The sequence below is a fragment of the Halomonas sp. OfavH-34-E genome (genome assembly GCF_024124525.1).
Lineage (GTDB): Bacteria > Pseudomonadota > Gammaproteobacteria > Pseudomonadales > Halomonadaceae > Halomonas > Halomonas litopenaei.
In genome coordinates this window covers 1-12,873 of the sequence record NZ_JAMXRY010000079.1, presented here as the reverse complement: position 1 = coordinate 12,873, position 12,873 = coordinate 1, and the positions used below count along the sequence as shown (strand labels likewise).

The 12,873-nt window shown below is 63.2% G+C and carries 13 protein-coding genes and 1 pseudogene; 7 read left to right on the top strand and 7 right to left on the bottom strand.

Going from position 1 to position 12,873, the window contains the following annotated elements; genetic code table 11:
• A partial coding sequence (locus NH448_RS22185) for an FAD-dependent oxidoreductase (protein WP_253029480.1) occupies positions 1-673 on the bottom strand: 673 nt, incomplete at its 3' end.
• Positions 674-850: 177 nt separating this feature from the next.
• On the opposite strand from NH448_RS22185, the gene NH448_RS22180 reads away from it, so the two are divergent.
• Positions 851-1,756: a LysR substrate-binding domain-containing protein gene (locus NH448_RS22180; protein WP_253029479.1), complete on the top strand. Its 906-nt coding sequence runs from the start codon at positions 851-853 to the stop codon at positions 1,754-1,756.
• Positions 1,757-1,887: 131 nt separating this feature from the next.
• Here NH448_RS22180 and NH448_RS22175 read toward each other — a convergent pair whose 3' ends face one another.
• Positions 1,888-2,733, bottom strand: coding sequence for an HNH endonuclease (locus NH448_RS22175; RefSeq protein ID WP_222569672.1), 846 nt, complete (start codon positions 2,731-2,733; stop codon positions 1,888-1,890).
• Between the two features lie 128 nt (positions 2,734-2,861).
• Positions 2,862-3,746, bottom strand: coding sequence for a LysR family transcriptional regulator (locus NH448_RS22170; RefSeq protein WP_222569673.1), 885 nt, complete (start codon positions 3,744-3,746; stop codon positions 2,862-2,864).
• Between the two features lie 192 nt (positions 3,747-3,938).
• Here NH448_RS22170 and NH448_RS22165 point away from each other — a divergent pair, with 192 nt between their 5' ends.
• The 6 genes from NH448_RS22165 (at position 3,939) to NH448_RS22140 (ending at position 9,009) form a co-directional block, all read left to right on the top strand.
• Complete coding sequence (locus NH448_RS22165; protein ID WP_045993671.1) at positions 3,939-5,120, top strand: MFS transporter; 1,182 nt, start codon at positions 3,939-3,941, stop codon at positions 5,118-5,120.
• A 237-nt stretch (positions 5,121-5,357) separates the two neighbouring features.
• Complete coding sequence (dkgB, locus tag NH448_RS22160; protein ID WP_045993672.1) at positions 5,358-6,167, top strand: 2,5-didehydrogluconate reductase DkgB; 810 nt, start codon at positions 5,358-5,360, stop codon at positions 6,165-6,167.
• Positions 6,168-6,502: 335 nt separating this feature from the next.
• On the top strand, positions 6,503-6,844 hold the full coding sequence (locus tag NH448_RS22155; protein WP_045993673.1) for a type II toxin-antitoxin system RelE/ParE family toxin: 342 nt from the start codon (positions 6,503-6,505) through the stop codon (positions 6,842-6,844).
• A 9-nt stretch (positions 6,845-6,853) separates the two neighbouring features.
• The gene (locus NH448_RS22150) at positions 6,854-7,156 is read left to right on the top strand and encodes a helix-turn-helix domain-containing protein (RefSeq protein ID WP_045993674.1); all 303 of its coding nucleotides are present in this window, start codon (positions 6,854-6,856) and stop codon (positions 7,154-7,156) included.
• A gap of 249 nt (positions 7,157-7,405) precedes the next feature.
• A complete protein-coding gene (gene fmdA, locus NH448_RS22145) occupies positions 7,406-8,662 on the top strand; it encodes a formamidase (protein WP_045993675.1) in 1,257 nt (418 codons plus the stop codon).
• A gap of 14 nt (positions 8,663-8,676) precedes the next feature.
• Positions 8,677-9,009, top strand: a complete 333-nt coding sequence (locus NH448_RS22140; RefSeq protein ID WP_045993676.1) for a zinc ribbon domain-containing protein — start codon at positions 8,677-8,679, stop codon at positions 9,007-9,009.
• Positions 9,010-9,108: 99 nt separating this feature from the next.
• Here the strand turns inward: NH448_RS22140 and nhaC are convergent, their stop codons facing one another.
• The 4 genes and pseudogenes from nhaC to NH448_RS22120 form a co-directional block, all read right to left on the bottom strand.
• Positions 9,109-10,548: a Na+/H+ antiporter NhaC gene (gene nhaC / locus NH448_RS22135; protein WP_204248967.1), complete on the bottom strand. Its 1,440-nt coding sequence runs from the start codon at positions 10,546-10,548 to the stop codon at positions 9,109-9,111.
• 247 nt (positions 10,549-10,795) lie between these two features.
• On the bottom strand, positions 10,796-11,527 hold the full coding sequence (locus NH448_RS22130) for a DapH/DapD/GlmU-related protein (protein WP_083970507.1): 732 nt from the start codon (positions 11,525-11,527) through the stop codon (positions 10,796-10,798).
• Positions 11,528-11,755: 228 nt separating this feature from the next.
• Positions 11,756-12,535, bottom strand: coding sequence for a phosphonate metabolism protein PhnP (phnP, locus tag NH448_RS22125; RefSeq protein ID WP_045994231.1), 780 nt, complete (start codon positions 12,533-12,535; stop codon positions 11,756-11,758).
• A gap of 119 nt (positions 12,536-12,654) precedes the next feature.
• A pseudogene (locus NH448_RS22120) lies at positions 12,655-12,873 on the bottom strand (hypothetical protein); the annotation flags it as partial.

The following is a 12,873-nucleotide window of genomic DNA, read 5'->3' as shown; positions in this document are numbered from 1 at the left end:
AGAGCCCGAGCGGCGGTGCCAGCCGCGCCGCCCCCAGTCCGCAGGCCAGTACCAGCCGTTCGGCAGACACGACGCCACGGGCGGTGTGGGCAACAAAGCCCGCCTCACCGGGGTCGATCGAGGCGACCGGATGATGAGGCCGTACGTCCACGCCAAGCGCCTGGCAGGCGCTGTAGAGTGCGCGCAGCAGAAACAGCGGATTGCAGTGGCCGTCGTGGGGTGTCCAGATGCCCCCCGGGACGTCGCCGCCAAGGCCCGGCAGCAGCCGTTGTAGCCGCTCGCCTTCCAGGTACTCCCAGCGCACGCCGGCCTCTCGGGCCCAGGGTGCGTCGTACAGTGCCTGGTACTCGGCGCAACGCTTACGCACCTCGTCGTCGTCAAGACACAGATCGACGCCTCCGGGCTGCTCGAATTCCAGATCCACCCCGGTGCGCTCGCCAAGCTCGCCGGCAAATCTCGGCCAGGCTCGACTCGAGGCCAGCGACATCGCCGCATAGGCGGGCATGCCGGCGCCCTTGCCCTGGACCCAGACCAGGCCCGCGTTGCCCCGGGAGGCCTTGAGGGCGGTATCGTGCTCATCGAGAACGCAGACGCGACGGCCACGGCGCGCAAGACCGTAGGCCACCGCCATGCCGACCACACCACCGCCGATGATCATTACCTCGTGTGCCATGGAAGCCTTGGACCCCTAGCCGTCGATTGCCGATGACTCGACGATAGAACCCACATCCCATACGATCCAATACCAATCAATGGCAAACCCATGCCCTGATGTTATGGCTCCTTTCGATGCAGGGCTGGATGCAGGGCTGATGGGTGGGTTCAGTGGAGGTTTCGATGGAGGACAGCGATGGACAGCCCCCGGCTCAGTGACCGCCAGTTGCAGGCCTTTCAACACACCATGGACAGCGGCAGCGTCACCGCCGCCGCCAGCCGCATGCGCATCGCCCAGCCAGGCGTCACTCGGCTGTTGAAGCAGCTCGAACACGACCTCGGCTTTGCGCTGTTCTCGCGGATCAAGGGACGTCTGGTGCCGACGCCGGAGGCGCGCCTGTTCTATCGCGAACAGCAGCGCCTGTGGCAGGGACTCGAGCACCTCAGAGACAGCGCCAGGCGGATTCGCCAGCGCGAGCTTGGCGGGCTCGGCATCAGCGCCATGCCGCTGCTCGGCCTGACCTTTGTCCCGGACGTCATCGCCGGGATGGCCAAGGATCACCCGGACCAGCACCTGCGGTTGTCCACCTTCCGCTCCGAGCAAGTGGTGGAAGACGTGGTCACCCAGCGCTCGGAGATCGGTTTTTCCCTGCTGGGCGGCCAGGACGAGCGCCTTGGTGCGTCAGCCTTCACCCTCGATAGCGTCTGCCTGCTGCCCCGGGATCATCCGCTGGCAAGGCACGAAAGCATCGCCCTTGAGGATCTCGATGGCCAGACGCTGATCCACTATGAACCGGGAGACCCCAGCCGCCAGACGCTGGAGCGTGCCCTGGCCGAGCGAGGCGTGACGCCGCGCTCGCGGCTGGAGGTGTCGCTGGCGCTGCAGGCGACCCGGCTGGTTGGCCAGGGCGCAGGCATCGCCATCGTCGACGCCCTCAACGCCCGCGCCATGGGCGGCAGCGACAGCATTGCGCTACCGCTGCAAGAGCCCCTGACCGAGACCTTCTACCTACTGACACCCCGGGACCAGCCGCTGTCGCGGCTGGCCGAGGAGTTTGTTCAGCGCTTTCGGCATCGGTTTGCCGAGGTGCAGGCGAGGTAGAAGAATTAGTCCAGCAGGGCGGTGGTGTCGACTTTGGTTTTTCAAATCAAGTCTCTGCGTCAACACCTTCCTACAACACCACCCACACCGAATAAAGGAGGCCCCCGACCCTTCAAGAAGACGAGAGCTTTCTACTCCCCGAAAAACACCTTAACTCGGTGATAGCGAAGATACTGCCTCACTCTTGCAGGAATCTTCGATAGCTTCATATCACGATCCACATGCAACAATCGAGCGTCATCCTCACTCAATTCCGAACTAATCAACACCTGGCCACCATCATCGAAAGAGATGAAACCCGCATCAAACAGGTGATCCAATGTAGGAGTAAGGAGCAGCCCATTCATGGGATCAAGACGTTCAGTATTAGAGCTATCCCGCCATGGCTTGATATGTGATGCCCTGAGAAAATCGCATTTCTTAACACCGGTGACTGCGCAGCCTCGCCATAGTGAAATGACTCCTGCGCGAAAAGCGCCTTGACCCACTCGGCTAGAAACGATGGCTTGGCGCTCAGTGCTTTCTAAGCCTTCAAGTTCTTCACTATGGGCCTCCACATCAATGAAAGGGTTTTGCTCGACGGTATCGTGCAAGGTGAAAACAAAGCGACTTGGGGAGTCTTCGAGAAGCTCAAATTCTTCAAGAAAAATTTCGCCAAAGTACTCGAACGGCGAGTGGTGAATATCACGATAGAACAGATGGATCTCATCGCCATTGCTGTGTGCGCTAACGATACGACTGTCGGACCCGTGCTTACGCTCGCCTTCCCAGTAGAGCCTACTGCCTTCAATATGGTCATGGTACTGGGTGAGTGCGCTTTGTTTTTCCTTGGTGACGAAAAGCACGATAAACTTGCTTTCCTTGGGCGTTACTACGCCTCGAGATATTGCTTGGAAGCTCTTAAATCCCCAATGCTCGGCAAGTTGTGGGCGCTCATAGCGTTCGCCCTTCTCCAAACTGTCGAAATTAACAGGCATCCCTTCCCCCCTTAGAAGACATCCACCCCACCTTCTTTCTACGCTAAGTCCGTTCGTGCAGCCAGGACTACTCTGAAACACCTTGCGGTATCTCAAGCCTGGACGAAGTCAGCTCCGACGCTCCCTTACTACAGCCGCAGCCTGGGCTGGATGACATCAAGAAACGCCTGAATGCGGGCAGACAGGGCGGTATTGCGGTAGTACACCGCCTGCACCAGTTCCCGGGGACCTCCGTGGCGCATGGCGTCAGGCAGGATGACCTCAAGGCGTCCGCTGGCGATATCATCGCCCACCATAAAGTTCGAATGGCAGGCGACGCCCTCCCCGGCCAGGCACAGGTTTCGCATCACCTCGCCGCTGGAAGTCGCAAGCGTGGGCGTGATCTCCTCATCCAGGCCCTCCACCGGCCAGCGATTAAGCGCTGTCGGGGCGAGAAAGCCAATCAGCTGATGATCGGCCAGCTCCGCCACCGAGGCTGGCCGTCCGGCCCGCTCGAGATAGGCGGGGCTCGCCACCAGGTACAGCCGCGAGCGCCCCAGCAACCGGGCATGCAGAGTGGAGTCCGCCAGGGCACCGATGCGAATGGCCACGTCAGCACGCTGCTCAAGCAGATTGATGATGCCGTCGCTGGCGGAGAGCTCCAGCTCGATACCGGGATAGCGACGACGAAATTCTCCCACCAGAGGTACCAGCTGGTGCAGCACGAAGGGGCTGGCGGCATCCACCCGCAGGCGCCCGCGGGGCTCGCCGCGTCCCAGCGCCAGCGACTCTTCGGCGGCGATCAAGCGCTCGAGCCCGACGCGCACCTGCTCGATAAAGCGACAGCCTTCATCGGTCAGGGCGACGCTTCGCGTGGTGCGGTTTAAAAGCGGGACCTCGAGGCGCTGTTCCAGGCGCTGCACCGCCCGGGAGACCCGCGCCACCGGGACGTCCAGACGCGACGCCGCGGCGCTGAAGCCGCCGCTATCGACCACCGCCAGCAGCAGTTCCAGATCTTCTGAGCGGGTCTTCATCGTTGCGGTTCCTGTTCGGTTCGGCACTGTTCAGTTCGTTTCTGTTTATCTCGTTTCTGTTTAGCGCGCAATTGTCTCGATAGCGACAAAGGTGTTTCTCGATTAGACGCGTTTATCGCAAAAGTCTCCTCCCCCAGACTCCGCGTCGTCAAGTCGTCTCCCGAGACGACGCCATCTCTACAGGAGAAACAGATGCCCATCGCGCTATTTGCGCTGACCCTCAGCGCCTTCGCCATCGGTACCACCGAGTTCGTCATCGTCGGACTGGTGCCCACCATCGCCCAGGACCTGGGCGTCAGCCTGCCCTCTGCGGGACTGCTGGTCAGCCTCTACGCTGCCGGTGTCGCGGTAGGGGCACCGGTACTGACCGCCCTGACCGGCCGCTTCAATCGCAAGTGGGTCCTGCTCGGCCTGATGACGCTGTTCATCGCCGGCAATCTACTGGCCTGGCAGGCCCCCGGGTATGGTTCACTGATCACCGCCCGCATACTGACCGGCCTCGCCCACGGCGTGTTCTTCTCGATCGGCTCCACCATTGCCACCAGCCTGGTCGCCAAGGACAAGGAAGCCAGCGCCATCGCCATCATGTTCACCGGCCTGACCGTGGCGCTGGTCACCGGCGTGCCGCTGGGCACCTGGATCGGCCAGACCTTCGGCTGGCGCGCGACCTTCCTGGTGGTCTCGGCGCTTGGCCCGCTCGCCCTGATCGGCAGCGCCCTGCTGATTCCTGCCAACCTCAAGCGCTCGGCTCCGGCGACGCTGGGCCAGCAACTCAAGGTACTGACCCATCCGCGACTGCTGCTGGTCTACGCCATCACCATCCTGGGCTACGGCGGCACCTTCACCGCCTTCACCTTCCTCGCCCCGATCCTCGAGCAGACCACCGGCTTCGCGCCGTCCATGGTCAGCCTGATCATGCTGGTCTACGGCGCCTCGGTGGCCATCGGCAACCTTTATGGCGGCAGGCTGGCCGACCGTCTCGGCCCCATCCCCGCCCTGACCCTGATCTTCACCGGACTCGTCGCCATCCTGCTGGTGCTCAGCGTCAGCGCCGTCCACCCGGTCGCCGCGGTGCTGACGATTCTGGTGTGGGGCGCCTTCGCCTTCGGTAACGTGCCGGGCCTGCAGGTCTACGTGGTCAAGCTGGCCGAGCGCTATGTACCCGAAGCGGTGGACGTGGCCTCAGGGCTCAATATCGCTGCCTTCAATATCGGCATCGCGCTGGGCTCGGTGGTCGGAGGCCAGGTGGTCACGCACCTCGCGCTGACCGACACCGCCTGGATCGGCGCCATCATCGTGCTGGCGGCGCTGGTGCTGACCCGACTGTCCGGCAGGCTCGATCAGCGTCGCGCCGCTCGCCTGGCCAGCGCCTGAAGCCCGCGACCCGCGACCCGCGTCACGCGACAGCCACCGAGCGAACGGGAGAGCCTCGTGGCTGTCGCATCATTGCTTCGCCTGCTAAATTTTTTTGACGACCCCTTGAAGTCGCAAGGGTCTCCCCGCATGTCATTAACGACACATCGAAGCACGTATCGGCAAAACACCGGCCTGCCGGTGACAAAGGAATCCAGGGTCCCGCTGTGCGGGCCTCGCCACGACAATGGAGCCAAGATGTCTCAGCCTATCCCCAACCCCGGTCTCGGTACCTTTCGCCTGACGGGCGACACCCTGCGTCACGCGGTCACCACCGCGCTGAAGCTTGGCTATCGGCATATCGATACCGCCCAGTTCTACGGCAACGAAGCCGAGGTCGGCTCCGCCATCGAAGCGAGTTCGGTCCCCCGCGACGAGATCTTCCTGACCACCAAGGTGTGGTGGGATCGTCTGGATCCGGTATCACTCAAGGCAAGCGTCGAGGAGAGCCTGTCCAAGCTGGGCACCGGCTACGTCGACCTGCTGCTGATCCACTGGCCGTCGCCGGACGATGAAGTCCCCATGCGCGACTACCTGACCGCCCTCAAGGAAGTGAAGGACGCCGGCAAGGCGCGCCACATTGGGGTGTCCAACTTCACCAAGGCGCACATCGATCAGGCGGTGGATATCCTCGGCAAGGGAGAGATCCTGACCAACCAGATCGAGGTCCACCCCTTCCTGCAGAACCGCGAACTGATCGCCCACTGCGAACGCCACGGCATCATCCCCACCGCCTTCATGCCGCTGGCCGTGGGCAAGGTGCTCGAGGACGAGACGCTCAAGGCCATCGCCGAGAAGCATGGCGCCAATCCGGCCCAGGTCGCCATCGCCTGGCTCAACCAGCTCGGTATCCCGACCTTCCCCTCCTCGACCAAGGAGCAGAACCTCAAGAGCAATCTCGAGGCGCTGAAGCTCGAGCTGTCCCAGGAGGACATGGACGCCATCGCCAAGCTGGATAGGGGCGAGCGTGTCGCCAGCCCCGATTTCGCACCGAAGTGGGACCAGTAGACCGGCAGACCGACGCTGCCATCGCTGATCTCTTGATGGGTTGATCGTCGATCAGACCTGACCAAAGGCGCCACCTGAGGTTACTACCGCAGGTGGCGCCTTTTTTCGCTTCTTGCGTCAGGTGTCTTGGCACAGGGTCTGACAATCTAGGCGCAAATGGCCTGTCTTGTAGCCCACGGGGCGATCGTTTCCGATAGTAAAGCCACGGGTCGACTACGGGACCGCTCGTTTATCGTCTTCATGGGGCTCGCACGTCATGACCGATGCATCTGAGCTTACAAAAAAATAGGCTTTAGCCTATATAGCCATTGAGCTATATTTGGAGAAGGGCCACCATGTGGCGGATAGCGCAGACAGAAATCTTCGAGAGGTGGTACTTCTCCTTGGGAAAGGCCGATAGGGAGAACGTCCTGGCGGCCATTCTGGTGCTGCAGGAAAGAGGACCGGCTCTCACTCGGCCATACGCCGATACCGTCAGTGGCTCAATCCACCGCAACATGAAGGAACTGAGAATTCAGAGCCAGGGAAAACCGCTACGCGCCTTTTTCGCTTTCGATCCTCAGCGGACAGGTATTCTGCTGTGCGCGGGTGACAAGAGCGGCAACAAGCGCTTTTACGCTGAAATGATCGCGATAGCGGACCGCGAATACACAGCCCATCTGAACTCACTGAAATGAGGCAACCCCATGGCCACAGATTTGGAGACGCTGATCTCCCGCGAAGATCCAGCGCTCGTCGAAAGAGCCAGGAAGAAAGCCGACGCCATGCTGCTCGAGCTCAGGATCGCTGACATTCGCAAACTGGCGGAGATGACCCAGCGCGAGATGGCGGATGCGCTGGGCGTCAAGCAACCCACCATCGCAGGACTGGAAAAAGGCGGCCAGGACGTGCGTTTGAGCTCCATCAAGCGCTATGTCGAAGCCATCGGTGGAAAGGTCAGCCTGACCATCGAGCTGGCGGATGGCAGCCAGCACGACTTTCCGGTGTAGCTCCTGACCTGTGTCGCCTTGACGCGACCTGCCCTGCCAGTTCGGTGCCATTCGTCTCCAGCCTGCCATGCCCAAGGCGCAGATCGAGCTGTGGGATCGCTTTCCGGCATACCTCCCGAAGCCACAGACGTGACAATCCAGGCATCACCTGGCCCACCTCATGGTGAGTCGAGCAAATGTTTCCGATAGTGAAGTCACGGGTCGACCACGGGGTCACTCGTTTATCGTCTTCACGGGAGCACGCGCATCATGGCCGATACTCTTATCAAGATCGATCTGCACCAATCCCCCTACGACAACGCCCAGGTGCACAACCGCTGGCATCCGGACATCCCCATGGCCGCCATGGTCAAGCCTGGCGACGACTTCATCATCGAGTGTCACGACTGGACCGGAGGCCAGATCCACAACGACGACAGCGCCGAGGACGTGCGCGACGTGGACCTTTCCCAGGTGCACTTTCTGTCGGGTCCGGTGGGCGTCGAAGGGGCCGAGCCCGGCGACCTGCTGGTGGTCGACATCCTCGACATCGGTGCCTTTGGCGACAGCCAGTGGGGCTTCAACGGCTTCTTCTCCAAGCAGAACGGCGGCGGTTTCCTGACCGAGCACTTCCCCCAGGCCCAGAAGTCGATCTGGGACTTCAACGGCATGATGACCTCTTCTCGCCACATTCCTGGCGTCGAGTTCGCCGGACTCATCCATCCCGGCCTGATCGGCACCCTGCCGTCCCGGTCCCTGCTCGAGGAGTGGAACCGACGCGAAAAGACGCTCTACGACAGCGACCCTGACCGTGTGCCGGGCCTGGTCAACCTGCCCTACGCCGACACCGCCCATATGGGAAAGCTAAACGGTGATGCCCGCGACCGCGCCGCCGCCGAGGGTGCCCGCACGGTGCCACCACGCGAGCACGGCGGCAACTGCGATATCAAGGACCTGTCTCGCGGCTCGACGGTGTACTTCCCGGTCTACGTCAAGGATGCGGGACTGTCGGTGGGCGACCTGCACTTCAGCCAGGGTGATGGAGAAATCACCTTCTGCGGCGCCATCGAGATGGCCGGCTGGATTCACCTGAGGGTCAAGCTGATCAAGGACGGCATGGCCAAGTACGGCATCAGGAACCCCATCTTCAAGCCGTCGAAGATCGCTCCGCGCTACGACGACTACCTGATCTTCGAGGGAATCTCCGTCGACGAGCAGGGCAAGCAGCACTACCTCGACGTTCACATCGCCTACCGTCAGGCCTGCCTCAACGCAATCGAATACCTGACCAAGTTCGGCTACAGCCGCTCCCAGGCCTATTCGTTGCTCGGCTGCGCGCCGGCCCAGGGCCACATCAGCGGCGTGGTGGACGTGCCCAACGCCTGCGCCACGCTCTGGCTACCCACCGATATCTTCGACTTCGACATCAAGCCCGGTGCCGATGGCCCGACGAAGCAGGTCGACGGCAAGGACCTGCCGCTGGCGCCCGACAAGGCCTCGGACCAGACATCGGACAAGGACCATTGAGGAGGAGCTGACAGATGCCCGTCTACGACTACAAGTGCCCTGCGCACGGTCTGTTTCATGAACTGGTCGCGATGGATGCCAGCGGCGATACCCAGCCCTGCCCAGAGTGCGGCGACCTGGCACCAAGGGTGTTGCTGGTGTCACCGGGGCTGCTCGACATGGCGCCGGAGCGTCGTCAGGCCATGGACAGAAATGAACGCGCGGCCCATGAGCCACGCCACGGCAACCACGCAAGCGAGCAGGACGGCGGCTGCCGGCATCGACCGCGAGACAAGCCCAGGCTGTTCTACACCGCCGACGGTCACAAGACCTTTCCGTCTGCGCGCCCCTGGATGATCAGCCACTGATCCTTGACGTACCGGCGGCAATGGAGGCGGTCACTGGATAACCCCGTCCCGCCTCCCCTCTCGCCGGGCGGCCGCGCTACCGCTCCCTTGGCGCTGTCTTCACTCCTTGGCGCCTGGTACCGCTGGCGTGGCGTCGTCCTCGGGTGCTGCCAGCGGCTTGATCGTCCAGCCGGTGTAGCCGTAGAGCACGGTGACCAGCGGCGACAGCCAGCAGAAGAAGTTGAACGGCAGATAGGCAATCGTCGCGACCCCCAGCGTCGCCGCCTGGTAGGCGCCGCCAGAGTTCCAGGGCACCAGATTGGCGGTGACGGTGGCCGAATCCTCCACCGCCCGGGACAGGTTCTCCGGCGCCAGTCCCCGCTCTCGGTAGGCCTCGGCGTAGGTGCGTGCGCCCATGACGATAGCCATGTACTGATCGCACAGCACCACATTGGCGCCGATCGACGTCAGCACCGTGGACAGGATCAGCGAGCCCCGGGTCCTTGCCGCCTTCAGAATAGTCTCGGCGATGGTCCTGAGCTGCTGGGTACGCTCCATGACCCCACCGAACATCATCGCCACGATGACCAGGCTGATGGTGTAGAACATCGAGTTCAGGCCGCCGCGACTAAGCAGGCTGTCCACCGCCTCGACACCGGTATCGGAGGTCACGCCACCAAAGGCCACCTGCATCAGTTCAGCGTAGTCGGCCCCCTGCATGCCCAGCGCACAGAGACCACCGGCGATGACCCCCAGGGTGATGCCGGGTATCGCCGGCAGCCGCTTGTAGGATACGAACAGCACCAGCAAGGGCGGCAGCAGCAGCACCGGGTTGATGACGTAGTGCGCCGCCAGGGTCTGCTGCATCACCTCGACCCGCTCGAGCCCGCCGGACGTGCCCGAGTAGTAAAGACTCAGCGCCATCTCGATCACCAGGGTCAGGCCAATGCTGACCCCGGTGGTGTAGGACATGTGCTTGATATGGGTGAACAGGTCGGTACCGGCCATGGCCGGTGCCAGGTTGGTGGTATCCGACAGAGGCGACATCTTGTCGCCGAAGTAGGCCCCGGACAGCACCGCCCCGGCCACCAGCGGCAGCGGAATCCCCAGCGAGCCGCCGATCCCCATCAGCGCCACCCCCAGGGTGCCGGAGGTGCCCCAGCTCGACCCGGTCGCCAGCGACGAGATGGCGCAGATGACCACCGCCGCCGGCAGGAAGATCGTCGGCGACAGCAGCTTGAGGCCATAGGAAATCAGCGTCGGCACCACCCCGGCCTGAATCCACACCCCGATCAGTACCCCCACCACCATCAGGATGATCAGCGCCGGCAGGGCGTTGTGGATGCCTCGCACCATGCCTTCCTGGATATCGTCCCAGCGGTAGCCGCAGCGCAGCGCCACCAGACTTGCCACGATCACCCCCAGCAACATGGGAATCTGCGGATCGAGCCCGTAGACGACGATGGATACGCCGATGCCGACCACCAGGGCGATCAGCGATACCAGCGCCTCCGTCAGGGTCGGGGGGCGCTGCACTGGGGAAAAGAGGCGGTGGATCAAAAGGGGCACTCCTGAGCAGGGTCGGTCGCCGACAGAGCCGGAGAGAATCTGCGAGCCCTGGCCACTGCTCGAGCGCTCCCCCCGACGATTCAGGAAAGCTAGGCGGCGATTCACAACGCTGCCATCAAAGCGTCATCAATCGTTTCAATTCAGCAAAGTCGCTGGCGTATGTCGGCGCCCTATAACGTCAATGTCCAACCGACTAGGGGTCATGAAGCCTCCCCCACACCGCCTGCCCCTCTTGTCCCTACCTGGATGTCCCCCGCTCCGCCTCGGCCAGAAAGTCCTCGACGTTGCCTTGAAAGCCCTTCAGATGGGCCTTGATACGCTCGTCCGGCCAGTCCCACCAGGCCAGGCGCTCGAGGCGCTCGGCGATGGTGGGGTCGTCGAAGCGTGGCCTGAGCACCCGGGCGGGGTTGCCCACCACGATGTGGTAGGCCGGCACGTCTCTGGTCACCACGCTGCCGGCGCCGACGATGGCGCCGTGACCGATGGTCACGCCGGGCAGCACGATGGCGCCGTGGCCGATCCAGACGTCGTGGCCGATAACCACCCGGTCGGCCTCGCGCCAGGCGAATACTTCGCCGTCGAGGGCCTCGTCGCTGAAGCCGAACTTGCCGGGGCGATAGCTGAAGTGGTGCAGGGTCGGCCGCCACCAAGGGTGGTTGCTCGGGTTGATGCGCACGCTGGCGGCGATGGAGGTGAACTTGCCGATGGTAGCGAACATGACGTCGCCGTCACGCTCGATATAGCTGTAGTCGCCGAGACTGACATGGTTGAAAACGCAGCGACTGCCGACCTCGGTGAAGCGCCCAAGCTCACTGTGGTGCAGGCGAGCGTCGGTAGCGACGTTGGGCCGCTCGGAAAGACGCGGGGACGTCGGCTGGGCCAGCGCGCTGGATGAGTCTCTGGGTGAGCCACTGGGCGAGTCACAAGATAAGGAGCCGTCAGACACAGACGGCGTGGGGATATCGGACATGATCAGGGGTGCTCTCGCAGATAAGTCAGCATGAAGGAAGCCAAGGCCGCAACTGGAGCAACGCCTTGCCTGGGCTTAGTACGAAAAGCCGGCGAGCGATGGTTAGACAAGGCAAAAATCGGTGAGACAGCGCAGTTTACGAGGCGTAAATGAGCACTTTGACCGGACTGTCGCACCAGCCGATTTTTAATGCCGTATTACCGAGCGCAGACACTTTTCCTGCAAGCCCTAGCAGACGGCGTCCAGGCGATCCCAGTCCTCCAACGTCTCGCCATCCCGGGCGATGCGCACCTTGGGCGGCAAGGGGGTCGGCTGGTCCAGACGCTCGGCGTCCAGTTCATGGCTGATGTGGGTGAGATAGGCCCGGGGCGGGTCGAGCCGGGTGATGATCTCCAGCGCCTGGGTGATGCTGTTGTGGTTGCGCGTCTCGAGCTGGCTGGCCGGGTGGCAGGCGTCGAGCACGACGACGTCGGCGTCCCACTGGCGCAGAAAGCGCTCGGTGGCGCCGGGCAAGCCCTGGGTGTCGGTCAGGTAGGCCAGGCGGGTGCCGCCATCATCCAGGCAGTAACCGAGGGTCGGCTTGCTGTGATTGAGCGGCACCGGGGTCACCGTCAGCCCGTCGAAGTCCAGCGGCTTGAACGGCTTGAGCCCCGGCTGAAAGTCGAGGATGCCGCTGTTGCGATAGAGATCGGCGCAGCCGTTGGGGTCCTTGGGGCCGTAGACCGGGATCGACGTGCCGGTCCCCCAGCGCAGGTGAAACAGCCCCTGCACATGGTCGGCGTGGTAGTGGGTGACGAAGAAGGCGGCGGGACGCTCCAGCTCGCAGCTATGGGCCAGGTCCATGCGCCCGGCGTCGAGCAGGTAGCGCCGGCCGTCCACGCTCAGCTCGGCGCAGCAGGGGCCACGCTGATGGCTGGTGAACACCCTGGCCCGAGTGCAGGCGCGACAGTCGCAGCCGAAGCGAGGCACCTGGGCGCTGTCTCCGGTGCCGTTGAAGCGAAACTCCATGGAAGTCTCCGAGCTGAAGCAAGGGGCACAAGCCGCTTGCGCTGGTGAGGTGGTACGCACTGCCGCTGTAGTCGGCGATCGACACAAGGCCGGCGCCGACAGGCTCGACGCCGGCTCCGTCAGTGGCGGGAGGCGATGATCGCCTCCAGCGCCCGGACGCTCTCGTCCAGGCTGCCACCGTTGTCGACGCGATCCAGTGCCGGATGGCAGCGCTCGAGTTCGGCCTCCACCTCGGCGTGGCGCGCAAGGCGCGCCTCGATCTGATCGACGCTCTCGCGCCCGCGCCTGGCGAGCCGCTCACGCAGCACCTTGCGACTGACCTTGGCGATCTGCCGCTC

What these genes read in the sequence shown, in the direction of transcription:
- dkgB (WP_045993672.1), top strand. Translation starts at nt 5,358, where the DNA reads ATGTCTCAGCCTATCCCCAACCCCGGTCTCGGTACCTTTCGCCTGACG.
- NH448_RS22150 (WP_045993674.1), top strand. Translation starts at nt 6,854, where the DNA reads ATGGCCACAGATTTGGAGACGCTGATCTCCCGCGAAGATCCAGCGCTC.
- NH448_RS22170 (WP_222569673.1), bottom strand. Translation starts at nt 3,746, where the DNA reads ATGAAGACCCGCTCAGAAGATCTGGAACTGCTGCTGGCGGTGGTCGAT.
- NH448_RS22175 (WP_222569672.1), bottom strand. Translation starts at nt 2,733, where the DNA reads ATGCCTGTTAATTTCGACAGTTTGGAGAAGGGCGAACGCTATGAGCGC.
- NH448_RS22140 (WP_045993676.1), top strand. Translation starts at nt 8,677, where the DNA reads ATGCCCGTCTACGACTACAAGTGCCCTGCGCACGGTCTGTTTCATGAA.
- NH448_RS22180 (WP_253029479.1), top strand. Translation starts at nt 851, where the DNA reads ATGGACAGCCCCCGGCTCAGTGACCGCCAGTTGCAGGCCTTTCAACAC.
- fmdA (WP_045993675.1), top strand. Translation starts at nt 7,406, where the DNA reads ATGGCCGATACTCTTATCAAGATCGATCTGCACCAATCCCCCTACGAC.
- phnP (WP_045994231.1), bottom strand. Translation starts at nt 12,535, where the DNA reads ATGGAGTTTCGCTTCAACGGCACCGGAGACAGCGCCCAGGTGCCTCGC.
- NH448_RS22155 (WP_045993673.1), top strand. Translation starts at nt 6,503, where the DNA reads ATGTGGCGGATAGCGCAGACAGAAATCTTCGAGAGGTGGTACTTCTCC.
- NH448_RS22130 (WP_083970507.1), bottom strand. Translation starts at nt 11,527, where the DNA reads ATGTCCGATATCCCCACGCCGTCTGTGTCTGACGGCTCCTTATCTTGT.
- NH448_RS22165 (WP_045993671.1), top strand. Translation starts at nt 3,939, where the DNA reads ATGCCCATCGCGCTATTTGCGCTGACCCTCAGCGCCTTCGCCATCGGT.